General features: G+C 63.5%; 27 protein-coding genes. 10 read left to right on the top strand and 17 right to left on the bottom strand.

Going from position 1 to position 23,599, the window contains the following annotated elements:
* Positions 1-71: 71 nt before the first annotated feature.
* A complete protein-coding gene (locus tag GRI97_RS15475) occupies positions 72-2,087 on the bottom strand; it encodes a TonB-dependent receptor (protein WP_161392098.1) in 2,016 nt (671 codons plus the stop codon).
* 224 nt (positions 2,088-2,311) lie between these two features.
* Here GRI97_RS15475 and GRI97_RS15470 point away from each other — a divergent pair, with 224 nt between their 5' ends.
* Positions 2,312-2,764, top strand: coding sequence for a nuclear transport factor 2 family protein (locus GRI97_RS15470; RefSeq protein WP_161392097.1), 453 nt, complete (start codon positions 2,312-2,314; stop codon positions 2,762-2,764).
* 26 nt (positions 2,765-2,790) lie between these two features.
* On the opposite strand, the gene GRI97_RS15465 is transcribed toward GRI97_RS15470, so the two are convergent.
* Positions 2,791-3,741 (bottom strand): DMT family transporter, encoded by a 951-nt coding sequence (locus GRI97_RS15465; RefSeq protein WP_161392096.1) that lies wholly within the window; start codon positions 3,739-3,741, stop codon positions 2,791-2,793.
* 15 nt (positions 3,742-3,756) lie between these two features.
* On the opposite strand from GRI97_RS15465, the gene GRI97_RS15460 reads away from it, so the two are divergent.
* Complete coding sequence (locus GRI97_RS15460; protein WP_161392095.1) at positions 3,757-4,335, top strand: helix-turn-helix domain-containing protein; 579 nt, start codon at positions 3,757-3,759, stop codon at positions 4,333-4,335.
* 106 nt (positions 4,336-4,441) lie between these two features.
* Here GRI97_RS15460 and GRI97_RS15455 read toward each other — a convergent pair whose 3' ends face one another.
* The 6 genes from GRI97_RS15455 to GRI97_RS15430 form a co-directional block, all read right to left on the bottom strand.
* Positions 4,442-5,026, bottom strand: coding sequence for a septal ring lytic transglycosylase RlpA family protein (locus GRI97_RS15455; protein ID WP_161392094.1), 585 nt, complete (start codon positions 5,024-5,026; stop codon positions 4,442-4,444).
* Between the two features lie 44 nt (positions 5,027-5,070).
* Complete coding sequence (locus GRI97_RS15450; RefSeq protein WP_161392093.1) at positions 5,071-5,289, bottom strand: DUF4287 domain-containing protein; 219 nt, start codon at positions 5,287-5,289, stop codon at positions 5,071-5,073.
* A 408-nt stretch (positions 5,290-5,697) separates the two neighbouring features.
* Positions 5,698-6,450, bottom strand: a complete 753-nt coding sequence (locus GRI97_RS15445; protein ID WP_161392092.1) for an alpha/beta hydrolase — start codon at positions 6,448-6,450, stop codon at positions 5,698-5,700.
* 271 nt (positions 6,451-6,721) lie between these two features.
* Positions 6,722-8,194, bottom strand: coding sequence for an aldehyde dehydrogenase (locus GRI97_RS15440; RefSeq protein ID WP_161392091.1), 1,473 nt, complete (start codon positions 8,192-8,194; stop codon positions 6,722-6,724).
* 67 nt (positions 8,195-8,261) lie between these two features.
* A complete protein-coding gene (locus tag GRI97_RS15435) occupies positions 8,262-10,457 on the bottom strand; it encodes a PQQ-dependent dehydrogenase, methanol/ethanol family (protein ID WP_161392090.1) in 2,196 nt (731 codons plus the stop codon).
* Positions 10,454-11,368: an NmrA family NAD(P)-binding protein gene (locus GRI97_RS15430; RefSeq protein ID WP_161392089.1), complete on the bottom strand. Its 915-nt coding sequence runs from the start codon at positions 11,366-11,368 to the stop codon at positions 10,454-10,456. The genes GRI97_RS15435 and GRI97_RS15430 overlap by 4 nt, the downstream gene beginning before the upstream one ends.
* A gap of 135 nt (positions 11,369-11,503) precedes the next feature.
* On the opposite strand from GRI97_RS15430, the gene GRI97_RS15425 reads away from it, so the two are divergent.
* The gene (locus GRI97_RS15425; protein ID WP_235917875.1) at positions 11,504-12,001 is read left to right on the top strand and encodes a nuclear transport factor 2 family protein; all 498 of its coding nucleotides are present in this window, start codon (positions 11,504-11,506) and stop codon (positions 11,999-12,001) included.
* A 50-nt stretch (positions 12,002-12,051) separates the two neighbouring features.
* Here GRI97_RS15425 and GRI97_RS15420 read toward each other — a convergent pair whose 3' ends face one another.
* The 5 genes from GRI97_RS15420 to GRI97_RS15400 are packed head-to-tail and all read right to left on the bottom strand — an operon-like array spanning position 12,052 to position 15,599.
* A complete protein-coding gene (locus GRI97_RS15420; protein ID WP_161392087.1) occupies positions 12,052-12,258 on the bottom strand; it encodes a TOBE domain-containing protein in 207 nt (68 codons plus the stop codon).
* 50 nt (positions 12,259-12,308) lie between these two features.
* Complete coding sequence (locus tag GRI97_RS15415) at positions 12,309-12,845, bottom strand: hypothetical protein (RefSeq protein ID WP_161392086.1); 537 nt, start codon at positions 12,843-12,845, stop codon at positions 12,309-12,311.
* Positions 12,842-13,270 (bottom strand): c-type cytochrome, encoded by a 429-nt coding sequence (locus GRI97_RS15410; RefSeq protein WP_161392085.1) that lies wholly within the window; start codon positions 13,268-13,270, stop codon positions 12,842-12,844. The genes GRI97_RS15415 and GRI97_RS15410 overlap by 4 nt, the downstream gene beginning before the upstream one ends.
* Positions 13,267-14,829, bottom strand: a complete 1,563-nt coding sequence (locus GRI97_RS15405; RefSeq protein ID WP_161392084.1) for an FAD-binding oxidoreductase — start codon at positions 14,827-14,829, stop codon at positions 13,267-13,269. The genes GRI97_RS15410 and GRI97_RS15405 overlap by 4 nt, the downstream gene beginning before the upstream one ends.
* 14 nt (positions 14,830-14,843) lie before the next feature.
* The gene (locus tag GRI97_RS15400; protein ID WP_161392083.1) at positions 14,844-15,599 is read right to left on the bottom strand and encodes an SDR family NAD(P)-dependent oxidoreductase; all 756 of its coding nucleotides are present in this window, start codon (positions 15,597-15,599) and stop codon (positions 14,844-14,846) included.
* Positions 15,600-15,696: 97 nt separating this feature from the next.
* On the opposite strand from GRI97_RS15400, the gene GRI97_RS15395 reads away from it, so the two are divergent.
* The 4 genes from GRI97_RS15395 to GRI97_RS15380 all read left to right on the top strand — a co-directional run bounded on the left by GRI97_RS15395 (position 15,697) and on the right by GRI97_RS15380 (position 18,419).
* Entirely contained in the window at positions 15,697-16,554 is an 858-nt protein-coding gene (locus tag GRI97_RS15395; RefSeq protein WP_161392082.1) for a hypothetical protein, read from the top strand.
* Positions 16,551-17,786, top strand: a complete 1,236-nt coding sequence (locus GRI97_RS15390) for an MFS transporter (protein WP_161392081.1) — start codon at positions 16,551-16,553, stop codon at positions 17,784-17,786. The genes GRI97_RS15395 and GRI97_RS15390 overlap by 4 nt, the downstream gene beginning before the upstream one ends.
* Positions 17,787-17,853: 67 nt before the next feature.
* Positions 17,854-18,108: an antitoxin gene (locus GRI97_RS15385; protein WP_161392080.1), complete on the top strand. Its 255-nt coding sequence runs from the start codon at positions 17,854-17,856 to the stop codon at positions 18,106-18,108.
* Positions 18,105-18,419: a type II toxin-antitoxin system RelE/ParE family toxin gene (locus GRI97_RS15380; protein WP_161392079.1), complete on the top strand. Its 315-nt coding sequence runs from the start codon at positions 18,105-18,107 to the stop codon at positions 18,417-18,419. Before GRI97_RS15385 ends, GRI97_RS15380 begins: the two co-directional genes overlap by 4 nt.
* A gap of 34 nt (positions 18,420-18,453) precedes the next feature.
* On the opposite strand, the gene GRI97_RS15375 is transcribed toward GRI97_RS15380, so the two are convergent.
* Positions 18,454-18,885 carry a nuclear transport factor 2 family protein gene (locus tag GRI97_RS15375; protein ID WP_161392078.1) on the bottom strand — a complete coding sequence of 144 codons (432 nt, stop codon included), beginning with the start codon at positions 18,883-18,885 and terminating at the stop codon, positions 18,454-18,456.
* Entirely contained in the window at positions 18,882-19,940 is a 1,059-nt protein-coding gene (locus GRI97_RS15370) for an aromatic ring-hydroxylating dioxygenase subunit alpha (RefSeq protein ID WP_161392077.1), read from the bottom strand. The genes GRI97_RS15375 and GRI97_RS15370 overlap by 4 nt, the downstream gene beginning before the upstream one ends.
* Positions 19,941-20,064: 124 nt before the next feature.
* Here GRI97_RS15370 and GRI97_RS15365 point away from each other — a divergent pair, with 124 nt between their 5' ends.
* Entirely contained in the window at positions 20,065-20,640 is a 576-nt protein-coding gene (locus GRI97_RS15365; RefSeq protein WP_161392076.1) for a TetR/AcrR family transcriptional regulator, read from the top strand.
* Here GRI97_RS15365 and GRI97_RS15360 read toward each other — a convergent pair.
* Positions 20,630-21,214 carry a MarR family winged helix-turn-helix transcriptional regulator gene (locus GRI97_RS15360; protein WP_328598576.1) on the bottom strand — a complete coding sequence of 195 codons (585 nt, stop codon included), beginning with the start codon at positions 21,212-21,214 and terminating at the stop codon, positions 20,630-20,632. The two genes, GRI97_RS15365 and GRI97_RS15360, sit on opposite strands and share 11 nt — an antisense overlap.
* Positions 21,215-21,317: 103 nt before the next feature.
* Between GRI97_RS15360 and GRI97_RS15355 the strand changes: the two genes are divergently transcribed.
* A complete protein-coding gene (locus tag GRI97_RS15355) occupies positions 21,318-22,799 on the top strand; it encodes a carotenoid oxygenase family protein (RefSeq protein WP_161392075.1) in 1,482 nt (493 codons plus the stop codon).
* A gap of 22 nt (positions 22,800-22,821) precedes the next feature.
* Entirely contained in the window at positions 22,822-23,271 is a 450-nt protein-coding gene (locus GRI97_RS15350) for a hypothetical protein (protein WP_202392788.1), read from the top strand.
* Between the two features lie 94 nt (positions 23,272-23,365).
* Here the strand turns inward: GRI97_RS15350 and GRI97_RS15345 are convergent, their stop codons facing one another.
* On the bottom strand, positions 23,366-23,599 hold the full coding sequence (locus GRI97_RS15345; RefSeq protein ID WP_161392074.1) for a twin-arginine translocase TatA/TatE family subunit: 234 nt from the start codon (positions 23,597-23,599) through the stop codon (positions 23,366-23,368).

Here is a 23,599-nt window from a genome sequence, read left to right as displayed (position 1 = left end):
TTGCGCGGAACCTAACCGGTCCCGCGCAAGCTTGATAGAGAGAACAGAAGCGTCCCGGCCGATGCCGGAAATCAGAAGCCGTAGCGCAGACCACCCCACACGGTCAGCGGCACGCCCATATCCATCGAACCGCCCTGGTTGCGGGTGATGATGGTCTGATCGAACAGGTTTTCCACCCGCCCGATGAAGGAGAACCCGGCCGCCAGCGGCAGCTGCGCGAACAGATCCACCGTGGTCGCGGCGGGCAGGCGATCATCCTGCTGATCATCTTCGAACTGGGCGCCGACATGGCGGAGAGTCACGGCCAGCGTCGTGTTGTCAGCCGGGCGATAGCTGATGGTGGCGCTGGTGGCCCATTCGGGGGTCTGGGCCGGGCGGAAGCCGTGCAGATCCGCCGCCGCGCCGGTGCCGCGCATCTTGGCATCGGTGTAGGCGAGCGAGCCGCTGAAGGTGAAATAGGCGATTTCGGCCTGGGCAGAGAATTCGATCCCGCGCGCCTTGATCGCATCGATATTGCGGCGCTGGCGCGTGGTGGCGTTGATGGTCACATTGGTGATCGCATCCTTCACCTGATTGTCGAACCCGGTCAGGGCAAAGCTGATCCCTTCGATCGGGGTGTAGTCCACCCCGACTTCGAACCCTTCGAGCCGTTCATTGCGCAGTTCGGCATTGGCCTGGGTGGTGATGGGGAAGACCACGAAGGGGCGGTAGAGTTCGTTCAGCGTCGGCAGGCGCAGGCTGGTATAGCCGGCCGCTCGCAAACGCAGGGTCTCGGTCGCCTGCAGCATGGCCCCGCCGCGATAGGACACATCCCAGTCGGACCGGTCGGCAAATTGATTGTCCACCGCCAGCGCGCCGGCTGCACTATAGGCGCGATAGTAGCCGTTGGAGATGGTGTAGCGATCGGCACGGATGCCCCCGGTCAGGGTGACCGGGCCAATGGTCCAGTCATCTTCCAGGAACAGGCCGAGATCGGTGTTGAGACCGCCGGCAAAGCGCCGCTGGGTCAGGGCGCCGCTGCTGGCGTTGTAGCCATCTTCGGCCAGATGGCCCGAGGAAGCGCGGTAATCGGCGCCCAGGCGCAGCACATGGCCGCCACCCACGGGCGGGCGCACTTCCAGCTTGCCGCCGAAGCCCGATGACGGCGTATCCTTCTGATCGAGCGAGCGGTTGAAGGTGGTGGAAGAGATCACGATATTGGTGAAATTGCGCCACTGGCCGTAGGCCAGCGCATCCACCTGCCACGGGCCGCGGCTGATGATGCGGGCGGAGATATCGCGCCCTTCGCTGCTGCTGTTGGCCCCTTCGAAGCGCAGCACACGGTTGTCTTCGAAGGCGAGGCCGCGCAACTGCAGTTCCACCTGTTCGCCGAGCGGCTGCACCACCCGCGCGCTGGCGGACCAGCTGTCATATTTCGCGCGGACGGAGGCGGGCACGCGCTGATCGTCGGGCGTGGTGTAGAAGCCCTGGCCGCGATCCCACCGGCCGCTGACCACCGCCATGCCGTCACCCACGCGCGGGGCGATCGTGCCCGACAGCTCGGTTTCCGCGCGGCTGCTGATCATTGCCTGGCCGCTGACCAGCGGCAGGGTGCGCAGATCGGCACTTTCGAGTTCGATCGTGCCCGCCAGCGCGCCCGCGCCGAACGGACCCGAGCCGCCGCCACGGGTGATGCGGATCGAATCCAGCCGTTCCGGCGCAGCGGCAGAGAAGGGGATGTAGCCGAAGAACGGATCGGCCAGCGGCACGCCATCGAGCAGCACCAGGGCCCGGCTGCTGGCATTGCCGCCCAGCGCGCGCAGGGTGATGCCCTGGGCCGAGGGGTTGGAAGACCGGCTGTCCGACCGGCGGAATTGCTGGAAGCCGGCGACATTGCCCAGCGCATCTTCCAGCCGGCCCGAGGCGGTGGAGGTCACCGTATTGCGGTCCAGCTCTATGACGTCATAGGCAGGCGTGGCCGGCGTTTGCGTCAGGCCCCGGCCATGGACGATAATTACGTTGCGATCATCCTCCACATCGGCATCCTGCGCCATGGCGGGAACGGCTGGCACGGCAATAGCGGACAGAAGCAGGAGAGGGATGCGCATAGGGGGGACCACCGGAAGGATTATGACAATTTCAGACGTCCCTAGCGGCCCATTCCCGCCGCGTCACCCCGCCAAATGAAAACGGACAAAATCAACTAACCGATCAAGACGACCCAATGACAACAATAAGGGGAACAAGGATGCCAATTGCCGGAAAGGCCCTGATTTTCATGGGCGCCGCTTTGCTGGCGGCGGCTCCCGCCCATGCTCAGGAGAATGCCCAGATGTCAGTACCACCCGTCGTTTCGCAGGATCATGCCGCGCTGCTGGCCAGCACCGATCCGAAATTGGCCGCCAACAAGCGGCTGGTGTACGATATGTATCGCATCGTGCTGCAGGCCGGACTGGCCGACCGGGCGCATGAATATATTGCCGACGGGTACATCCAGCATAATCCCAATGCCGGCCAAGGCCTGCAGGGGCTGGTCGATTACGTTCGCGCCACCCGGCCCGAACGCCCGATCCTGGAGGTGCTGGATCTGCCGCTGGTGCATCTGATGGCCGAAGGCGATTATGTAACCACCACCTTCGTCCGCCCGGAAAAAGATGCCAATGGCGAAACCTATTATTCCAGCTGGTTCGATCTCTATCGGATCGAAGATGGCAAGATCATCGAACATTGGGATCCCATGCTGAAGAGCGACCCCAAGATCGACCCGAACGACCGGAAGCTCTGAGCCGCTGGAATACGGGCGGGGAAGCGTCAGACTGTCACGTCTCCGCCCGCATCACCGCCCGCGCCGCCATACCGCCGACGCGGGCGCCACTCGCTGACCAGCACTCCAACCACAATGCAGGCCGCCCCAAGCAGTGCCAGCGCGGGGAGCCGATCCCCGGCGATGCGTCCGATCAAACCACCCCAGACCGGTTCCCCGGCATAGATCAGCGTCGCCCGGGTAGGCGAAATACGTTGCTGCGCCCAGTTCATCGCCCATTGGATCAGAGCGCTGGCGAGCCCCAGCCCGACCCCGCAGATGAGCCAGATGGGGGAGAATTCCGGCACCGACTGCCCCGTTGCCCCCATCATCAGCACGGCGAACAATCCGGCCGCGCACAATTGGATGACCGTCACCCGGCAGCTGTCCACCCGCTGGGCAAAATGGCTGATCAGGATGATTTCCCCGGCGATCGCCACAGCGCTGGCCAATGTAACCATTTCGCCGAGACTGAGCGCAATCGCGCCGGCATTGGGCCCCGCCATCAGCACCAGACCGGCAAAGGCCAGGGCAATGCCGGCCCAGGCCATCGGATGCGGCGCGCGGCGCAAGACAAACAATTGCAACAGCGGAACCATCGGCACGTAGAGCGCAGAGATGAAAGCGGACTGGCTGCTGCTGATCGTCTGCAGGCCCCAGGTTTGCAGGCCATAGCCCAGAAAAATCGCCAGCCCGATCAGCGCCCCTGCCTTGACCTCCGCCCAGGTCAGCCCGCGCATCGCGGTGCGAAACATCAGCCAACCGGCCGCCCCCGCCACCAGGAACCGCAATGCCACGAAGAACAGCGGATCGGCGTAGCGCATGGCGATATGCACCACCAGAAAGGTACCGCCCCAGATGATCGTGATGCCGATCAGCACCAGTTCTTCACGGCGCAGACCGAGGATGCGAAATTCGGGAGTGGGCCGCAGCTTGCCAGAATCAGGATTGTGCAACATATTGCACCTCTAGTCATGAGCAATATATTGCACAATACCCGTTCGGATGTTCCCCGGTCAGACGTGCTGGTGCATGTCAGCCGCAATCTGCGCCGCCTGCGCCAGACCGCCGGTCTGAGTCAGCAGGCGCTGGCCGACACATCGGGCATCAGCCGGCGGATGATCGTCGCGCTGGAACAGGGCGATGCCAATGTCAGCCTGTCGAGCCTCGATCGTATTGCCGAGGCGCTGGGGGTTGGCTTCGTCGACATGGTGGCCGATCCGGCAGTCGAGCATCGCCAGATCAATGAAGTGATGTGGCGCGGCGCGGCGCCGGAAAGTGTCGCCACCCTGCTGGGCAGCGCCCCCGGGCAGCATGACACGCAGATGTGGCTATGGGTGCTGGGCGCAGGGGAACGCTATCAGGCGGAGCCCGATCCCGGCGGCTGGCACGAGATGATCTATGTGACCGAAGGACGGCTGAGGCTGGAACTGGACGAAGGCGATCGGCTGATCGAACAGGGCGGCTTCGCCATTTTCAGCAGCGCGCAGAGCTACGCCTATGTCAATGCGGGCGACGGCATCGCCCGCTTCATCCGCAACAGCGTGACCTGACCGTCAGAGCGATTTCGAAGCAGGTGGAATCACCTGCTGACTCGGAAATCACGGCAAACAAAAGGATATGGAGCGGCGATCCGATGCAATCGGATTGAAATCCGGTCTAGTATCCCGCGCTGCGCAGCTGGCCGCGCAGGCTTTCCAGCTGGCGGACGGGCAGCGGAGAAAGATCGGCGGCAGGCTTGCCCTTGCGCAGCCGTTCGCGATCGCGTTCGGACGGTTCCACCACCCGGACCCGCACCGGGGCCACACCCTGCCGGCGAATGCCAAGCCGCTCCGCCGCACCGCGCGACAGATCGATCAGCCGCATATCCCCAGCGAAGGGCCCACGATCATTGACCCGCACGATGATCCGCCGCCCGGTATCGAGCGAGGTCACCTCGACATAGCTGGGCAGCGGCAGGGTGGTATGGGCGGCGGTGATCCATTCGGGCCGGAAGCGTTCGCCATTGGCCGTCTGATTGCCCGATTCCGAACCATACCAGCTGGCCAGACCGATCCGGTCATAGGTAGGATCGGCCGCCGGGGTGTAACTGTTGCCCCGGATCACATAGGTGCGCCCGATCTGCACCCGCGCATCGCTGACCGGGCGATAATCTCGCCCGCCACCGCAGGCGGCCAGGGCCAGCGCCATCAGAGCTATGGCGCCTGCGCGCGCCGTGCTGCGCCTGTCTGAAAAAGCCCTCATGCTGCAAAGCCTAGCCGCAGGATGGCTCTGCGGAAAGATTAGCCTCAGCCCTTCTCCTTATCTTCGGCCAAGGTGTGCGCAACGATCGCGTTAGCGTGGCCGTGCCCCATCGCGTGATCGGTCTTGAGCATGGCCACCAGTTCCATGTGCTTTGCCGGACAGGCCTGGCGCACCAGAGCCTGCCATTCGGAGATCGGGCGGCCGTATTTCTTCTCGATCGAGGGGAAATAGGATGCCGGGCCCTTGGGTTTTTCCTCTGCCATGAAGGGAGAGAACCTTGCTGCGCATGCGCTGTCAAGCGGGTTGGTTCCGTGTTGTTTGCCCAGTACCACATCCGCTCATGCTGAGCTCGCCGAAGCATCGGCAAAAGGCCGGACCCGGGCGCCGCCGTTGGCGCGTGGCCTTCGACGAGCTCAGGCTGAGCGGAGGTGGGTGCCGGGTCTGTGTTGCTTGTTCAGTCCTATAACCGCTCATGCTCAGCTGGGGTGGCCGACGGGTCTGTTGCTTGTTCATTACCGCATCCGCTCATGCTGAGCTTGTCGAAGCATAGGCAAAAGGCCTGACCCGAGCGCGACCGGTGGCGCGTGGCCTTCGACGAGCTCAGGCCGAGCGGAGGTGGGTGCCGGGTCTGGTGTGGCGAATGGATAGTTTGCCTGCTCTCACACGCTGGCTCAGGGCGACAAGGCAGGAAGTCCGAAAGCCCTCAACAGGCCAGCGCGATAAGCCCGCCCGGCGCTGGCGGAATGGGTTCCACCCTCGATCGACACCAGTTCTGCCTGCCATGGCAAATCCGTCCGGCCAGCCATCCCAGCGGCCCATTGTTCCGCAGCTGCGCGCAGAGGTGGCCGGTCACGTGTACCGCTGACGATGACCAGCCTGGACTGGCTGCGTGCAGCGCCGGGTGGGTGCTCCAAGTCATAGAGCCGCCCGTTGGCTTCCCGTGATGGGTTGCTGGCGACATAGGTTTGGAACAGGCTGGGTCGCTGATGTGCGGCATAGAGGGCAAAGGCCCCACCCCGGCTCTGGCCAAACAACATCAATGGAGTTGGATCAACCCGATAGCGCGCGGCGATTTGCGGCAACAACTCATCTTCGAGCATCTGCAGGAATGCCGGGGCGCCGCCGGGCGTACCATCATCAAGCGCTACGCTGAAATCAATATGCCGCTTGTTCACATCTGCACCCAGGCCGCCATAGGCCACCCCGACCACGATCGTTTCCGGCACGCCTTCATCATAGACCATCAACAGGCTCTGCGGCGCGATCATGGGGTAGGTCGTGTCGCCATCGAGAAGGATGCTGACGGGATAGGTGCGGGCGGGGTCGGTGCCGTAGGATTCCGGCAGTTTGACAAAGATATGGAACCGGCGCCCAACCGATGAGGAATCGAGTGGGAAGTAATCGCCAGCGATACCCGGCAGCAATCCAATCAACCCTGCAGCGGCTTCTCTGCCTGCAAGTGCTTCTGCCTGTGCCAGGGGAGTCCCGGCTGAGGGCCGAGACAATTCCTGCGATTGAACCGGACATGCGGCAGCCAAAGAGGCCAACGCCAAAGGAGCCATTACCCTCAACAGCATGCCACCCTCTATGGATCGATTTGAGTCAGGGGTAGACTATCGCCCGGCATCGGCAAACAAAACCGGCGGACCCTGTGGGGGCCCGCCGGCAATGAAGATCCGATTGTCAGCCTGATGCTCAGAGGCGTGCAGGTGCGCCGTCGAGCAGGATGGTCTTGGTTTCGAGATAGGCCCAGAGGCCTTCTTCGCCGCCTTCGCGGCCGATGCCGGACTGCTTGTAGCCGCCGAAGGGCATGCCGAATTCCATGCGCATGCCGTTCTGGCCCATCACGCCGGTGCGGATGCGGCGGCTGATGTCATAGGCGGCCTGCGGGTCGGTGGTCATGACGGAGCCGTTGAGGCCGAAATTGCTTTCATTGGCGATGCGGATCGCGTCTTCTTCGTCCTCTGCCGGGATCAGGCACAGCACCGGGCCGAAGATTTCCTCCTGCGCGATACGGCTGGTGTTATCGACATTGGCAAACAAGGTCGGTTCGATGAAGTAGCCCTTGTTCATATGCGCCGGGCGCTGGCCGCCAGTGACCAGTTCGGCGCCGCTCTTCTTGCCTTCCTCGATATACATTTCCACGCGTTCGAGCTGGCGCTTCATGGCGAGGGGGCCAAGCTGGGTTTCCGGATCTTCCGAATTGCCGATCTTGATGCCCTTCATCACGCCGGCGATGGCCTGGGCCAGTTCGTCATGGCGATCCTTGGTCACGATGGCGCGGCTGAGCATGGCGCAGACCTGGCCGCTCATCACGGTGATGGTGTTGCCCAGAATGCCGGCGGCCGCCTCGATCGGGAAATCGTCGCGGATGATGGCCGCACTCTTGCCGCCCAGTTCCAGGCTGCAACGGGTCATCTTGCCGCCGCAGACGCTGGCGATATGCATGCCCGCCGCGCTCGAACCGGTGAAGCTGACCTTGTCGATATCATTGCTGTGGATCAGGTGGTTGGAGGCTTCGCGTTCGCCGGCAACAAGGTTCACCGTGCCGGCGGGCAGGCCGGCAGCCTCTGCCGCTTCGGCGATGATGTAGGCTTCCAGCGGGGTTTCCGGCGACGGCTTCATGATGATCGTGCAGCCGGCGATCAGTGAATAGAACACCTTGTTGGCCATGATGCCGAAGGGGGCATTCCACGGCGCAATGCCGACCACCACGCCGACCGGTTCGCGCGCGATGATCGCGGTATCGACCACCATGCCCTTCTTCTGTTCGGTCCAGGCGAAGCTTTCGCCCATGGTGGCAATGCCGCGCAGGCCGGCAATGGCGCCGCCATGCATCATCGGGGCGAAGCTGGCGAGGCCGCCGACCTGCGCCGTCCAGGCGGCGGCGAGTTCGGGCACGCGCGCTTCGAGAATGTCGATCATCTTCATCAGCGCGGCGCCGCGTTCGGCCGGCGGGGTGTTCGGCCAGGCGCCATTGTCGAAGGCGTCGCGCGCTGCAGCGACGGCGCGGTCCATGTCGGTCGCATCCGCTTCGGCGACGCGGCCGATCACTTCTTCGCTGTTGGGGTTGGTCAGTTCGATCTGGCGACCGCTGTTGGCAGCGACCCATTCGCCGCCGATGAACAGCTTGTCCGGATGCTGGATATTCACGCCTTGGGGGGTCATCACTTCATCTCCGTTTGAATAGGCGGCCGGTCGCGGCCCACTGTGCGATTGTGGTTTCGAGTGTGCGTCAGAAATTGGACAGGATTGTGAGACTGCGGCTGTCGAGCGGTTTGCCCTGGGCCTGCAGCTGCAATTCGCGTGCGCGCAGTTTGGTCTGTTCATCGATCAGGAAAGCATGGATGGCCTTCACCTGATCCGGGGTAAGCAGATCGTTCCAGCGCGGCATGCCGTTCGATACCAGCAACCCTTCCAGCACGACCTGATCGAAGGCCTGATGCACGCCGGGCTGCATCCGCCGCAAATCCGGCAGCGGCGCGCGCGGCTGGTTGGAATGGCAGATCGAACAGTTTTCCGTAAACAGCGCCGAACCCGTGGCGATCATCTGCGGGGTGACGCCCTGCAGCTGTGCCGGGGCTGCGGGGGCCGGTTCCAGCGCAGGCAGATCGGCCGGCACCGGGGTTTCCCCGCCATCGAGACGGAACACCAGCAGGCGGTTTCGATTGCCCTTGGCATAGGCAGCAGCATAGGGCGGCACGAAGCCCCAGCCACCCCCGCCCCAGCCGGTCTGCACGGCGATATATTGCACGCCGTCCACCCGATAGGTCATCGGCGCGGCCAGGATCGAGCTGCCGGTTTCGATGGTCTTGAGCGCCTTGCCGGTTTCGGCATCGCGCACCACCAGTCGGCCGGCCAGATTGCCATGCACCACCAGCCCGCTGGCCGTGGCCAGCACCCCGGCGCGATCCTGCCAGCCATCGGCGTCCACCGACCAACGGGTCTGGCCCGTCATCGGATCGATGGCCCGCAATTGCGAGCTGTAGGGCATGTCGACCACCTGCTGCCATTGCGGCAGGGCCTTGATCGCGTCCTGCATCGGCGGGGGCAGCGTGGCCGCTGCTGCCTGCAGATCGGCGGTGAAGATCAGTGCGGCATCGGCATTGAGGAAATTCTTGCGATGCGGCGGGTTTTCCTGACCCGGCGGAATGAACATCAGATTGCCCATGTCCACGACCGGCGCGAAATAGAGATTGCGCGTCGGATCATAGGCGGCCGGGTGCCAGTTGCGTGCGCCCGAGGAAGCCGGGAACACGATCTTCGGCCCGTTCGAGTAATCCGAATATTCGGGCGTCAGCACCGGCTTGCCGGTCTGCATGTTCCACCCGCTGGCCCAGCTGGTGCGAACGATGGCATTGGCGGCCAGCGGCTTGCCGGTTTCGCGATCCACCACGAAGAAGAACCCGTTCTTCGGCGTGTGGAGGATCACCGGCTTGCCATCCATCTGCGCCAGCACCATCGGCTGGGTGGCGGTCAGATCCCAGCTGTCCTGCGGCGTTTCCTGGAAATGCCATTTGATCTGGCCGGTGGCGCGATCGAGCGCGACCAGCGAATTGAGATAGAGATTGTCCCCGCCTGAAGGCGAGCGGGTTTTTTGCGGATAGGGCCCGCCATTGCCAACCCCGATGATAACCTGATCGAAGGCGGGATCATAGGTGATCGCATCCCACACCGTGCCGCCCAGGCCGATGTCCCACCGGCTGTTCGGATCCCAAGTCTTGAGCGCGTCTTCCAGCGCCTGGCTTTCCTGCGGGCCAGCCTCCGGATCGCCGGGCACGGTCCAGAAGCGCCAGACCATTTCGCCGCTGCCGGTATCATAGGCGCTGACATAGCCGCGCGCGTCATATTCGGCGCCGGCATTGCCGATGATCACCAGATTGCCGGCCACTTCGGGCGCACCGGTGCTGGTGTAGCCGCGCGCACGATCGGTGATCGTATCGCTCTTCCACAAAACCGCGCCGTTCTTTGCGTCGAGCGCATAGAGCCAGCCGTCGAGGGCGGCGACGAAGACCTTGCCATCCTGCACCGCCACGCCGCGATTGGCCTGATCGCAACAGGCCGAGCGGTTGACCTGCATGTCCACCTCTGGCGTGAAGGCCCAGAGTTCCTGACCTGTGGCGGCATTCAGGGCATAGGTGCGGCCGAGATTGCCGGAGGTGTACATCACCCCGTCAATCACCACCGGCGTCGCTTCCTGCACCCGCTGGGTGCCGAGATCATATTCCCAGGCCAGCCCCAGCCGTTCTGCATTGGCGGGGTTGATGTCGGTCAGGCGGGAAAAATGGCTTTCCGCCCAGTCGCCACCGGGATTGTCCCAATTGTCACCCGCGCCATAGGTGCTGGTGTCGATGACCGGCGCATCGGCATATTTGTCCTTGCAGCCGGCCAGCGCCAGCAGCGCGGCCGCCGCAACCCAGAGCCGCCTCATTTCGGCCAGATGTGCTGATATTGTTCCAGCACCGAGCGCAGCGTGCGCGGCGCGCGGCCGGTGATGCGTTCGACGCAATCGGTCACTTCATCGAAATAGCCTTCGCGGATCGACATGCCGAAAGTGACCATGTCATCGCTGGACCACGGAATCGGACCATCGGGCACGATGTCGCTGGCATGGCGCACAACGCCGAGCGAATCGAAATATTCGAACATCCCCTCGTCATCGACATGCTGCACCTCGATCGGCTTGCCGGCGAGTTGGCTGACCAGCGCCATGGCATCGGGGATCGACAGCGCTTCGGGACCGGTCAGCGGATAGGCTTGGTTGCCATGACCATCCTGGGTCAGCACGCCCACGGCCACGGCCACGCAATCGTCACGGCTGACGAAGCTGACACGGCCATCTCCGCAATTGTCCGGCTTCACGCCCATCTGCAGCGCCGGGATCGCCATGGCGGCAGCGACGGCTTCGGAATACTGGCTGTCGCGCAGGAAGGTGTATTCCACGCCGGTGGCACGGATCGCCTGCTCGGTGGCGAAGTGATCATCCTTCACGATGGCGGGATTGCCCGGCCGATCGGCATTGATCAGCGAGGTATAGGCGATCTGCTTCACCCCGGCGGCCGCAGCGGCCTGGGCCGCATTGGTGTGCTGGCCTACGCGGGTGCCCACGCGCGCGGTGGAAATCAGCAGCATGCGTTCGCCACCGGCCATGGCGGCAGGCAGCGAGGCGGGATCGTCGAAATCGGCCTGGCGCACGATGGCGCCACGTTCGGCGAAATGCGCGAGCTTTTCCGGAGTGCGCGACAGAAACACCAGATCTTCCGGAGCACATGTTTCCAGCAGGCTGTTGGCAGCCGCGCCGCCGAACTGACCGGACGCGCCGGTGACGATAATCTTGCCCAAATTCTCTCTCCCGTCAGGGTGGCATTCGTGAATCCACCCGCTTGGCGATGATCATAACGAGTGTTACGGTTGAGGCAACACAACCAAGCACAAAGGGCCAAACAGAATGGCCCAAAGACGATGGGAGACACAGTTTTGAGCAAACTCGACGTAGCAGACCGGCTGGCGCTGCAGGATCTGATCGCCAATTACAGCTGGGCGCTCGACACGGGCGATGCCGATGCGCTGGTGGAATGTTTCACCGAAGACTGCCTGATGAGCGAGGAAGTGTTCGACGAACCCGACATCTGGGAAGGGCACGAAGGCATTCGCGGACTGATGAAGCATTATGCCAATGCGCCGGGCTTTCCCGGGCGCCAGCATCATGTGACGCAGGTCCAGTATCGCCCGCAGCCCGATGGTTCAGTAAAAATGCGCAGCTTTGCCTTCGTCACCGAATGCGAGGGCGAGCCGCCCTATCTGCTGCGCTTCACCGGCTGGTATGATGATGATGCGGTCAAGGGCGCCGATGGCGAATGGCGCTTCAAGCGGCGGATCGTGCGGCTGTGGGACGGGCAGGTGCTGGAGAAATTCCCCGGTCGCGGCCAGTGGGTCGCCCGCAAGCGCCCGGACAGCCTGATCATTCGCAAGTAATCCAGGTCGTCGCCCCGGGAGATGTGATCTTCCGGGGCGACGCCGAAGACTTATTTGCCGATCAGCACGTCACTCGCCTTCACGAACACGGTGACCCTGTTACCAACCGAGAGCCCGAGATCGGCAATCGCTTCCTCCGTGATGCTGGAGGTGATCACATTGCCGCCGCCGATATCGATCTTCACCGTGCCGTTGACGGCGCCATGATCGAGCGACTGCACCGTTCCCGACAGCTGGTTGCGCGCACTGATCTTCATGCCTGGTTTCTCCTGATGATAGCCCAACGCGCCGCACCCGTGATGGTGCCTCAGGCCTTGGGCGCGAGCACCCAGCCGATCACCAGCCCTGGATCGAGCCGCTGACCGAGTGCGGATCCGGCGGTCCGGGCCAGTATTTCGCCCGGCTTGGCAGCATAGGCGGCCAGCGCCTCCACCCAATCGCTGCCGGCCGCATCGGCCAGCCGACCCAGGGCGTGCCAGCCCGGGCGGCAATCGCCCACGACGCATTGATCGCGCCGGCCATGCAGGCTGGCCACGGCGGTGTAGCCGGCCTCGCCAGCGATATCGGCGATCATCAGGGCATCGGCATGGCGGCTGACGCCAGCGATCAGCGAAGGCCGGCGTTCCAGCGCCATACGGGTGAAGCGGACCCGGTCCCCCTCGATCGCGAGCACCCGGCCCCCCTGCGCGCGGCCCGCATCGGCGAAGCGGCGCCCGGCCGCCAGCGCGGCATCATGCAGCAGCAGATTGGTTTCGCCATGGCGCCAGCGCCAATGCGCCAGCCCGGCCACCGTCGGCACGGCCAGCGCCCCGGCCAGCAGGCTCCGGCGTGTGGTGGCGATCATTGCGCTGCTCCTGCAGGGGCACCATGCGGACCGGCCGCCAGATATTCGGCGATCTGGCGCAGTTCGGCATCGCTGACTTCGCCGCGCGGAATGGCCGGCATGTTGCCGATGCCCTGACGCGCGGCCAGCTCGACATAGTCGGTGGTCAGATCATCCCGCTTTTCCAGATCGGGCTGATCCATCCGCCGGGCCAGCAGGCCGAAGCCCATGCCATTGGGCCCATGGCACATGACGCATTTGGCGACATAGGCCGCCTCCCCACCGGTCGCATCGGGCCGCTTGGCCAGAGTGATGGGCTGCGGCATCGGCGGCGGGCCGCCCGCCGGGGGGCCGGCGGGGGCATCCGCGCCAGCATCGCTGGCCGCTTCGCAGCCGGTCAGCAGGCCTGCCGCGAGCAGCAGCGAAAGGGCGATGCGCCTGTTCATGCCTTCTTCTCCCCAATCAGATTGCTGGGCCAGATGCCGTTCTTGCCCGGCGCCAGAATGCCATTGGGATCCAGCGCATCCTTCACCTTGCGGTTCAGCTTGCCCAGGGCGCCGCCGCCCCAGTCATAGGTGTCGGAAACCAGATCCATATAATCGAGATGGGTGCGGTATTCGCCATAGCCCTGCGCCTTCGCATCGGCCACCAGCCGACGGAAGAAGCCGTCGATCTTGCCCATCATCGCGGGATCATCCTTGTTGAAGATCATCGCGTTGACATTGGTCAGGTGCCGTTCGCCAAAGGCGAAGCTGCCCTGATAATCCATGCCATATTCCTTGTAGCGATCATATGTCCGGCGGAACTGCGCCAGCGCGGCATCCCCGTTCTGGGGGATGATCGGCGAGAAACCGACATGGCCGCCGCGCCCGCCGTACCAGTTCACATTCTGCATCGGGAAGGTCATCGGCGTGCCGGTCCAGCCGGTATATTCGATCTGTTCGCCCTTCTTCCAGCTGGTCGGCTTGATCAGCTGCGGCTTGATCGAATTGATCGCCTGTTCGAGGATCTTGTAGGCGGCCTTGTTCACCTCTTCCCGGCCATAGAGGCGCAGCGACACGCCCCACCAGCCGATGTTGAATTTCTTGCAGATGGCCGCGATCACATCATCGCCCAGTGCGCCGGGCTTGTCCGTCCATTCATCACGCGTGGTCAGCACCGCCGCCGCGCGCAGCCAGTTGCCGATGCTGGGGCTCTGCGTCAGCACGCGTTCGCGCCGCAGCGGGCCGATGACGTCGACCATCGCCTTCAGATCATCCGCATTGGCGAATTCGACGTCCATGCCCATCAGGCTTTCGGGTTCGGGCATCAGCCACATGCCCATTTTCGTGACGACGCCGAAATTGGACTGCACGAACATCTGATCCCAGCCCGGGCCGAAGCCGAAGGGATAGGCCTGCCAGGTGGGGGCATTGCTGAAGGCGCCCATGCCGGTGCGCACGACTTCGCCGGTGGGCAAAACGACTTCGAGCCCGCAGATATTCTTCGTGTGTTCGCCATAGGGGGTGTAGCCCACCCCGCGATCCAGCGCATTGCCCATGACCGAGCCCCAGCTGTTGCCCGGGGTGGACAGCCAGAACGGCAGCTTGTTGGCCTGGATATAGTCGTAGAGATCGTAGAAGCCGACGCCCGGTTCGACCACCACGGTGCCGAGTTCCTCATCGAACTCGATCTTCTTCATGCCCGACAGATCCATCACCACGCTGCCCGGCAGCATGGGCGCGGTGCCGCCATAGCCCAGGTTCTTGCCCCGGCTGATCGGCCAGACCGGCAGCTTGTACTGGTTCGCGACACGCAGCGCGGCCTGCACTTCCTCCACACTGGTCGGGGCGATCGCGCCGGCCGGATGGTGGCGGCTTTCATCCAGCGAGAACTTGTCCTGATAACTCGTCCGGTCGACTTCGGTGAAGAAGACCTTGCCGGCGCCAAGCGCGCTTTCAAACGCGCGCTGCGCCTCGTTCAATTGCTGGAGGGAGATATTGGGGGGAAGCGGTGCATCAGCCATGGGTCTTCAGTCCTTCAGCTCGCCGACCATTGGGTACGGGCAGGCGGGCGGGTCCCGGCGTCGAGCCGGATCACATCGCCATTGAGAAGCGGGTTTTCGATCACGAACAGCGCCACGCGGGCGAATTCATCGGGGCGGCCGGCCCGGCGCGGGAATTCCGCATCCTTGAGCAGTTCGGCCAGGAAATCTTCGGGCAGGAAGGCCACCATCGGCGTGGCCATCAGGCCCGGGGCCACGCCCATGCAGCGAATCGCATGCTGCGACAGATCGCGCGCCCAGACCAGCACGAGCCCGGCGAGCCCGGCCTTGGCGGCGGTATAGGCGCTCATCCCCTCCTGCCCTTCGAAGCTGGCGATCGAGCAGGCGTTGATGATCACGCCGCGTTCGCCGTCTTCGCCGACCGGATCATTGCCGATCATGCGGTGGGCCACTTCTGCAGTGACGTTGATGGCGCCGAGCAGATTGACCTCCACCACACGGCGGACAGCCTCCACATCGCCCGGCCCCTCTGCCGTGGCGATGGCGCCGATGCCGCCGATGCCGGCGCAATTGACGAGGATGTGGATCGGCCCGTCGATGGCAGCGACGGCGGATTTGACCGCCGCCGGGCTGGCAACATCGCAGGCGATGAACTGAGCGCCATCGGGCGCGCTGCCGCCCAGATCGAGCGAGATCACGCGCGCGCCGGCCGCCAGCAATGCGTGCACAGTGGCTTCGCCCAATCCCGAATTTCCGCCGGTCACCACCGCGGTTCTGCCTGCCGGATCCATTCCCTCTCCCGTCTCGTCGCCGATCATCCCCGTGACGACTTTAACGAGTGTTACTTTTGGTCTAGCACTTGTGCAAGTCAAGCAAAGGGAGAGCGACTTGGCATCTAGGGATGAGCTTTACGCGGTGCTCGACCGCTACATCGCCGCGCTGGGCGACAGAAATGCTGCGGCGGTGCCGTGGGCGGACGGTGCGTTCACCAGCGAAAACAATGTCGCATTGGAACCGGGCGACGGGTTGTGGAACACGCTGACGGCCATTGGGCCCTATGATCTGCGCTTTGCCGACACGCGCAGCGGGCAGGTAGCGCTGTTCACCAGCGTGGAGGAAACCGATGCCGTTTCCCCCGCCGCGATCCGGCTGGAGGTGCGCGATGGCCGGATCACCGGCGTCGAAACCGTGGTGGCGCGCAACAAGGATGAGGGTTTCCCCTTCCTGGGCCAGCGATTCGATCGCAAGCCGGAGATGGAAACCCCCGTGCCGGCGGGCGAAACCTCGGACCGGGACGAGTTGCTGCGCATCGCCAATGGCTATTTCGAGACGATCGAGCGCAATGACGGGACCATTCGCACCAGATTCCACCCTGGGTGCAACCGGGTGGAAAACGGCGTGCAGACCACCAACAATGCCGATTTCCCGCTGCCCATCGCCCGGCTGGGGTGCGAGGAACAGTTCGCGCTGGGCTGGTATCGCTATGACGATCGGCTGCGCGGGCGGCGGTTCCCGCTGGTGGATGAAGAGCGCGGCATTGTGCTGGCGCATGGCTTTATCGATCATTGCGGCAAGGTCGGCGATTATCATCTGACCGACGGCACCCCTGCATCGAGCCCGGTGCGGCGGCCGCACAGCTATTACCTGGCCGAAGCCTTCAAGATCCGCGCCGGGGCGATCGAACAGGTGGAAGCGGTGTTCCACACCGTGCCCTACCACATGCCATCCCCGTGGGACGGGCGATGAACGACGCGGGCGGCGCGCAGGCGCCACGGATGAGCAATGGGCGCACGCTGCTGTGCCTGGTGCTGATCGCCGGGGTGTTCGTGATGGATGGCTATGACCTCAACGCCATGCCGCTCGCCGCCCCGCGCCTGGCCGAACCGCTGGGCCTGAGTTCCGATGATTTCGGCTGGGTGTTTTCCGCGCCGCTGTTCGGCCTGGGCGCCGGGGCCGCGCTGCTCGCGCCGCTCGGCGATCGGGTCGGGCGCAGGCTGCTGATCGTGACCGGCTGCCTGGCCGTGGCACTGGTGACGCTGGCGACCGCCCATGCCACGACCATCACCGGCTTTTTGATCTGGCGCTTCCTGACCGGACTGGCACTGGGTGCCTGCTTGCCCAATTGCACGGCAATGTCGGCCGAACTGGCACCCGACCGGCTGCGTGCGACAGTGATGTCCGTGGTTTCGGCCGGGATCGTGCTGGGGGCGATGGGGGCCGGGATTTCTGCCCCGGCGGTGACCACGGCGTTCGGATGGCAAGGGCTGTTCTACATCCCGGCGATCTTTGCCGCGCTGGTTGCGGTGCTGCTGTGGTTTATCATTCCGGGCGATCTGGCGCGGCCGGTCGCGCCGAAATCAGCTTCACGCATTCCGCAGCTGGAACTGCTGCGGGCGCCGTGGCTGTTTCCCTTTGCCATTTTCGCTGGTGCGCTGACGCTGAATGCGGCCAATCTTTATCTGCTGACGTCGTGGACCCCAACCGTGTTGCCGCAGGTGGGCTTTACCGCCGACCAGGCATCCTATGTCACCGGCTTGATGCAGGGCGTGGGGCTGGTCATCGGGATTGCCATGAGCCTGCTGATCGACCGGTGGAAGCCGGGCGTGACGCTGGTCGCGGCCTTTGCGCTGATGGCGGGATGTTTCGCCACGATCGCAATGACCGAAGCGGATCCGACGCTGTGGACGGTGCTGCTGCTGGCCGGGGTGGGCACCATCACCGGTACCGGCATGGCCCTGCCTGCGCTGACTGCCTATCTGTTCCCCGCGCATGTGTTGTCGTCAGCGATGGGCATGGGTGTGCTGGTGGCGCGCGTGGGTGCGATTGCGGGGCCGCTGATCGGCCAGGCGATGCTCAAGGCTGGCGTCGAGCCCGGGCTGATCCTGGGCATCGCAGCGCTGCCGGCGGTAATCGGGATGGTCATCTGCCTGGGGGTTCCGGCCGCGTTAAGGGTGCGCAGTCATGAGCTGAAAGGCTGACTGCTCGACGGGCTTCCCCACATCCCCACATTTGTGGTAATGTGGGGATGTACAAATGAGGTTTGCCATGAGCCGCCTGACCATCGATATCACCGAACAGCAGCACAAGAATTTGAAAGCGCTCGCTGCACTGCAGGGCAAAACGATCAAGCAATACGCGCTGGAGCGATTGTTTCCTGCCAATATGACCGACGCTTCCGGATCGCAGGAACTCAAGGCGCTGCTCGCCAAACGGATCGCCGATGGCCTGGCCGGGGATGTATCGAGCAAAACGGTCGATGCGATCATTGGTGAAGAACTGCCAGGGCAGAACGGCATTTGACCGCGCCCTATGTTTTAGGGTCGGCGGCGGAATCCGATTTGCGCGATATCCTGCGTTATACGCGTGATAAATGGGGCGTCGAAAAGGCCCGACACTATGCATCCCGCATTAAGGCCGGAATTGAAAATGCCGCTTCCGGGGATGGCATGATCAAGGACATGTCGGAATTCTATCCCGGTCTGCGGATGCTGCGCTGCCAACATCATTGGATATTCTGCCTGCCACGCCAGCAGGCCCCTGCCCTGATCGTTGCCATACTGCATGAACGCATGGATCTGATGGTCCAGCTTGTCGCGCGAATGGAAAAATAGCCGGTGGGGATGTTCGCCATCCCCACCGCTTGCATCACGGGCGGAAATCGAGCCCGCCGACGCGTTCGGCGAAGCGCCAGCCTTCGGCCGTGCGGACCAGGCGATCGGTGTAGGTGCCGATCAGCGGGGATTTGGGATCCTGCACGGGCAGGCCGCCGTCTTCCGGACGATCACCCATATAAAGCACGATCACGCTGAAGCCGCGGGCGTTGTCGGCATCTTCGACATCGACCACGATATTGCTGATCACATGGCGTTGCGCGCGCGGCGGGCGGGCGGTGAAGCTGGTGAGGATCGCGGCGCGGCCTTCGACGAATTCACCGGGCTTGCTCGGCCGGGCAAAACGCGCATCTTCGGTATAGAGCGCGGCGACAGCATCCCAATCCTGCGCGTCGTTGAGATTGACGTAAAGCTTGATCAGCCTTTCGCAATCGGCCTCGATCGCCCGGCGTTGTTCTTCGTTCACGCAGTCTCCTTTTCCGCTGCCTCGGCATCCATCATCGCCTGCAGCATGCGGCGGCCCTCTACCGCATTGGTGTCGCTCTTGACCATAAGTTCCGGCGGCGGAACGCCATCATAAAGGTCGATCATCTTTTCGATTTCGACCGAGGCGAAGATGTCTTCATCGATCACCGGCGCCAGATTGATCTGCATGCGTTCCACATCGACATCATCCTCCACCGCGACCGAAAACAGGTAATAGCAGCTGCGCGGGGTCGATGGGGTGATCGCGTGATAGACGCGGTTCATCGAAATCAGTTCACCCGGCGCCTGCGGGTGATCGTCAGGATAACCGACGCGGGTGATACCGCAATGCAGCCCCGGCAGATGGCTGGCCATGCCCATGGATCGGTCGATCCGTTCGGTGGGGTAGGTGCCATTGGCATGCATCATCGGCGGGCATGGGGCATTGCGGATATGGCGCATGCTGGAAACGAAGCCCGGCCGCTTGACCAGCTCTTCCGGTGTGGAGGCGTTTTCCAGAGTGCCGATGCTGGTGCCATGCAGGAACGCCAGATGCGACAGATCGAACAGATTGTCGTTCAGCAGCTGATAGCGGCAGGCCACTTCATGGAAGAACATGGTGTGCGGGGTCAGTCCTTCCCCCTCCAGCCCCAGTTCCACCAGCGAGGGCAGCAGCGCAGGATCGGCCTTGTCCTTGTCCCCCACCCAGATCCACAGCCACATGCCGTGTTCGACCACCGGATAGGTTGGCACACGCAGTGCGCGCGGGGTGTGCACTTGCGAAGGCACATCCACGCATTGCCCATCGGGACCGAAAGCCATGCCGTGATAGCCGCAGACAATGGTGTCACCCTTCAGGCAGCTTTTGGCGAGAGGGAAGTGGCGATGCGGGCAACGACCATCGAGCGCGACCACTTCGCCATCTTCCTTGCGGAAGATCACCACCGGCGTGTTGACGATCGTGCGACCGATCAATTCACGCCCGACATCCTTGCTGAAAGCGGCGACATACCAGGCATTGCGCGGCGCAAAACTGCCCGTTTTGAACGGATACATCGGCATTCTCCCGTGTGCGGCCACTGGGGCCAATTCATCTGCCGACGTGATTCGCCGGTCTGTGATGAGAAAAAGCTTACACTGTAAGCTTGCGCCCCGTCCAGTATCGGCGGATGGATGGTGCATGACCCTGGCAGATCCCAAACCGGTAGCGCAGCCCCGCCGACTGACCCGCGCCCTGATCGTCCAGGAGGCGATCACGCTGTTGAATGAGGGCGGGCTGGACAATGTCAGCCTGCGCAAGATTGCCGCCCGGCTGGACGTGCGTGCGCCATCGCTGGCCCGGCATGTGGGGGACAAGGCGCAATTGCTGGCGCTGGTTTCCGGCACCATTTTCGGGGAGGCGCTGGACAGCATTCCCGAAGGCCTGCGCGGGGATGACTGGCTGATGGCGTTTGGCCGCGCGCTGCATCGCAAGCAGGAAGAGACGCGCGATATCTTTGCCCTGCTCGGCACAGCCCCGCCGGATGCCACCACCGACGGGATGACCAGCGGAAGGCTGGAGGAACTGATGCGGCAGGCAGGGCTGGAAGGGCCACGCGCGCAATTGGAACAATCGGCCATTCAGGCGCTGGTGACGGGCTGGACCACCTTCGAAAAATCCGCCCGCGCCGCGCTGTTCCAGGCGCGGCTGCCGTCAGGCAACGGTTTCGATCAGAGCCTGGCGGCGCTGATCGCGGGCTTCAACGTCAGTCGCTGATCGCGCCCTGTCCGGTGTCGTCTTCGGGCCGGGTGTTTTCGAGGAACAGCGAATTGCCGTCATCGTCGCGTGCCTCCAGCGTGGCCACCAATTGCATCACCAGCCGATCGAGTTGGGCGACTTCCCCGTCGCTGAGTTCGGACAGCATATATTCGGCCACTTTTTCGCTCTGCGGCCGCATGATGGTGTAGAGGCGGCGTCCTTCATCCGTGAGGGTCAGCCATTTGCGCCGGCGATTGGCGTCATCAGGTTCGACCAGCAGCCGGCCATCCTTTTCCAGCGCGGCGACGGCACGGCTGATGCTCATGACATTGACGCCGGTCAGTTCGGCGACTTCATGGCTGGCCGTCCGCTTCAGCGCGCCGACCGTCATCAGCACACGGAATTCGTTCAGGCTGATGCGATAGCGATGCTGCAGATGGGTTGAGAACGGCGCCATCAGCCGGTTGGTCAGCTTGAGCAACCGGTGCAGCAGCGCAGCCTTGTTTCCGCCCAGCCCCGGATGCGGCGGGGGAGAATCTGCAGCGCCCGCCGTGGCGCGCATCGCGCTGGCATCCTGAACCTTATCCGTCACTACCCTCACCCAATTGATGCCGGTCAATTCCGACTGCTCTTTCCAACGATTATAACAGGCGTTAGCGTTTCGCCACGAGGAATCATCGGGAGAGATAACGGCCATGGGCGCGTTTCCACAAACTATTCATTTCATCGGCTCCAACACCCCCCGGCGGGTGGAGCTGTCCGTCCGCGATCTGGAGATCGAAGGGGAAATTCCGGCAGAAATCAATGGCGCATTTTTCCGCGCCGTGCCGGACAACACCCATGCGCCCCTGTTTGAGGACGATATTGCCCTGAACGCCGATGGCATGGTCGCGCGTTTCAACTTCGTCGATGGCGCGGTGGATTTCGACATCAAATGGGTCGAAACCGAACGTTATCTGGCCGAAAAGGCCGCCCGCCGCCGGCTGTTCGGCCAATATCGCAACCCCTTCACCGATGATCCCAGTGCCGAAGGCGTCGATCGCACCGTCGCCAACACCACACCCGTCTGGCACGGCGGCCGCCTGTTCATGACCAAGGAAGACGGTCGCGGGTACGAGATCAATCCCCATACGCTGGAAACAGCGGGCAAGTGGGATTATTACGGCACGCTGAAATCCGAAACCTTCACCGCCCACCCGCGCATCGATGACAAGACCGGGGAATTGTTCTTCTTCGGATATGAAGCCGGCGGGCTGTGCAGCGACGAGATCGCCTATGGCATTGCCGACAAGGACGGCAATCTGATTTCCGAACAATGGTTCAAGCAGCCCTATCTCGCCACGATCCATGATTTCGTGATCACCGAAAAATATGTGATCTGGCCAATCTTCCCCACCACCGCCGATCTGGACCGGCTGAAGGCCGGCGGTGCGCATTGGGCGCATCAGCAGGATCTGGAAAGCTGGCTGGCCGTGATGCCCCGATACGGCAAGGTGGAGGACATGCGCTGGATCAAGGGGCCCGTGGGCGTATCCAGTTTCCATCAGGTCAATGCCTATGACGACGGCGATCTGGTGCATATCGATCTGTGCCTGACCGATACCAATGCCTTTTCCTTCATGCGCGAAGCGGGCGGCATTCATCGCCAGCAGCAGGAAATCCAGGGCGCATTGACCCGCTGGACCATCGACCTGAGCAAGGACGATCCGCAAATCGAGGAACGCCCGCTGGGCCCGCCGGGCGATCTGCCGCGCCTGGCCGATGCCGATCAGGGCCGCCCCTACAACCGGGCCTGGTATCTGAGCATGAATCCGCAGGGCGGCCCGCCGATGCCGGGCGGCCCGGTGGGCATCAATTTCAACGCATTGATGCGGATCGAGCCCGGCAATGGCCGGCTGACCGTGATGGGCGTGCCACCGGGCGCGGCGATCAGCGAACCGGCGCATGTTCCCTCTGCCGATCCTGACCATGGCGGCTGGCTGCTGACCGTGATCGACGTGCCCAACAGCCCCAACCCCTCCGACTATTCATCCGAGCTGTGGATCGTGGCGGCTGACGAGGTGGAAAAGGGCCCGATCGCCAAGGTGAAAACCGGCCTGCCGCTGCGCAGCCAGGTGCATGGCAGCTGGGTCAGCCGGGCGAAGCTGGACGCCAGCAAGCTGCAGGGCAAGGCCTGAGCCAGCAGAAGGGGGGCGCACGATGACGTGGGTCTATCACGCCAGCCGCCTGATCTTTGGCGGCTGGTGGCTCTTTTCCGGGCTGATGCATTTCCTGTGGCCGCATCTGCAGCCGCTGGGCGATGAAAAAGCCGCGATCGACTTCACGCTGGCCCTGATGGCCAGCGGGTTGTTCGACTGGATCAAGGTGATCGAGGTGGTGCTGGGCATCACCATGCTGGCCAATCGCGGAATGCCGCTGACGCTGATCGCGCTGGTACCACTGAATATCGTGATCGTTTACTGGAACTTCGTGCTCGACACCGGCTGGACCGAATGGATCTTCGGCGCGCTGAGCATCGTGTTCAATGCGATCCTGGCCTGGCCCTGGCGGCGGTACTTCTGGCCGATATGCGTGTGGCGTGGGGTACCAGATTACGGCACGGATATCGGCTTCGGCCAGGAACAGCCGCCGAAACCGACCCTGCACTAACAGGGAAAGAGGCACTGACACGAAAAGGGGCCGCAGAGATCATCTCTGCGGCCCCTTTTTCAATCTGCCCGGCGTTGCGCCTGGAAAGCGCGGATCAGGACTGATGGGTGTTCTGTTCCGCCGGCTTGGAGACATCGGCGGTGCTGGCGATCTGCGGTGCGGGCGCGGCAGGCTTGGAGGCCTTCGATTCCTCTTCCGAGAGGCCCTTGCGGAAGCTCTTTATGCCCTTCCCGAAATCACCCATCGTTTCGGAAATCTTGCCCCGGCCGAACAGGACCAGCACGACCAGCGCGACAATGATCCAATGCCCATAACCACCAAAACCCAT

Source organism: Croceibacterium xixiisoli (assembly GCF_009827305.1).
Lineage (GTDB): Bacteria > Pseudomonadota > Alphaproteobacteria > Sphingomonadales > Sphingomonadaceae > Croceibacterium_C > Croceibacterium_C xixiisoli.
This window is presented reverse-complemented; position numbering and strand designations above follow the sequence as displayed.

What these genes read in the sequence shown, in the direction of transcription:
- GRI97_RS15475 (WP_161392098.1), bottom strand. Translation starts at nt 2,087, where the DNA reads ATGCGCATCCCTCTCCTGCTTCTGTCCGCTATTGCCGTGCCAGCCGTT.
- GRI97_RS15470 (WP_161392097.1), top strand. Translation starts at nt 2,312, where the DNA reads ATGTCAGTACCACCCGTCGTTTCGCAGGATCATGCCGCGCTGCTGGCC.
- GRI97_RS15465 (WP_161392096.1), bottom strand. Translation starts at nt 3,741, where the DNA reads ATGTTGCACAATCCTGATTCTGGCAAGCTGCGGCCCACTCCCGAATTT.
- GRI97_RS15460 (WP_161392095.1), top strand. Translation starts at nt 3,757, where the DNA reads ATGAGCAATATATTGCACAATACCCGTTCGGATGTTCCCCGGTCAGAC.
- GRI97_RS15455 (WP_161392094.1), bottom strand. Translation starts at nt 5,026, where the DNA reads ATGAGGGCTTTTTCAGACAGGCGCAGCACGGCGCGCGCAGGCGCCATA.
- GRI97_RS15450 (WP_161392093.1), bottom strand. Translation starts at nt 5,289, where the DNA reads ATGGCAGAGGAAAAACCCAAGGGCCCGGCATCCTATTTCCCCTCGATC.
- GRI97_RS15440 (WP_161392091.1), bottom strand. Translation starts at nt 8,194, where the DNA reads ATGACCCCCCAAGGCGTGAATATCCAGCATCCGGACAAGCTGTTCATC.
- GRI97_RS15435 (WP_161392090.1), bottom strand. Translation starts at nt 10,457, where the DNA reads ATGAGGCGGCTCTGGGTTGCGGCGGCCGCGCTGCTGGCGCTGGCCGGC.
- GRI97_RS15420 (WP_161392087.1), bottom strand. Translation starts at nt 12,258, where the DNA reads ATGAAGATCAGTGCGCGCAACCAGCTGTCGGGAACGGTGCAGTCGCTC.
- GRI97_RS15415 (WP_161392086.1), bottom strand. Translation starts at nt 12,845, where the DNA reads ATGATCGCCACCACACGCCGGAGCCTGCTGGCCGGGGCGCTGGCCGTG.
- GRI97_RS15410 (WP_161392085.1), bottom strand. Translation starts at nt 13,270, where the DNA reads ATGAACAGGCGCATCGCCCTTTCGCTGCTGCTCGCGGCAGGCCTGCTG.
- GRI97_RS15405 (WP_161392084.1), bottom strand. Translation starts at nt 14,829, where the DNA reads ATGGCTGATGCACCGCTTCCCCCCAATATCTCCCTCCAGCAATTGAAC.
- GRI97_RS15400 (WP_161392083.1), bottom strand. Translation starts at nt 15,599, where the DNA reads ATGGATCCGGCAGGCAGAACCGCGGTGGTGACCGGCGGAAATTCGGGA.
- GRI97_RS15390 (WP_161392081.1), top strand. Translation starts at nt 16,551, where the DNA reads ATGAACGACGCGGGCGGCGCGCAGGCGCCACGGATGAGCAATGGGCGC.
- GRI97_RS15385 (WP_161392080.1), top strand. Translation starts at nt 17,854, where the DNA reads ATGAGCCGCCTGACCATCGATATCACCGAACAGCAGCACAAGAATTTG.
- GRI97_RS15370 (WP_161392077.1), bottom strand. Translation starts at nt 19,940, where the DNA reads ATGTATCCGTTCAAAACGGGCAGTTTTGCGCCGCGCAATGCCTGGTAT.
- GRI97_RS15365 (WP_161392076.1), top strand. Translation starts at nt 20,065, where the DNA reads ATGACCCTGGCAGATCCCAAACCGGTAGCGCAGCCCCGCCGACTGACC.
- GRI97_RS15355 (WP_161392075.1), top strand. Translation starts at nt 21,318, where the DNA reads ATGGGCGCGTTTCCACAAACTATTCATTTCATCGGCTCCAACACCCCC.
- GRI97_RS15350 (WP_202392788.1), top strand. Translation starts at nt 22,822, where the DNA reads ATGACGTGGGTCTATCACGCCAGCCGCCTGATCTTTGGCGGCTGGTGG.
- GRI97_RS15345 (WP_161392074.1), bottom strand. Translation starts at nt 23,599, where the DNA reads ATGGGTTTTGGTGGTTATGGGCATTGGATCATTGTCGCGCTGGTCGTG.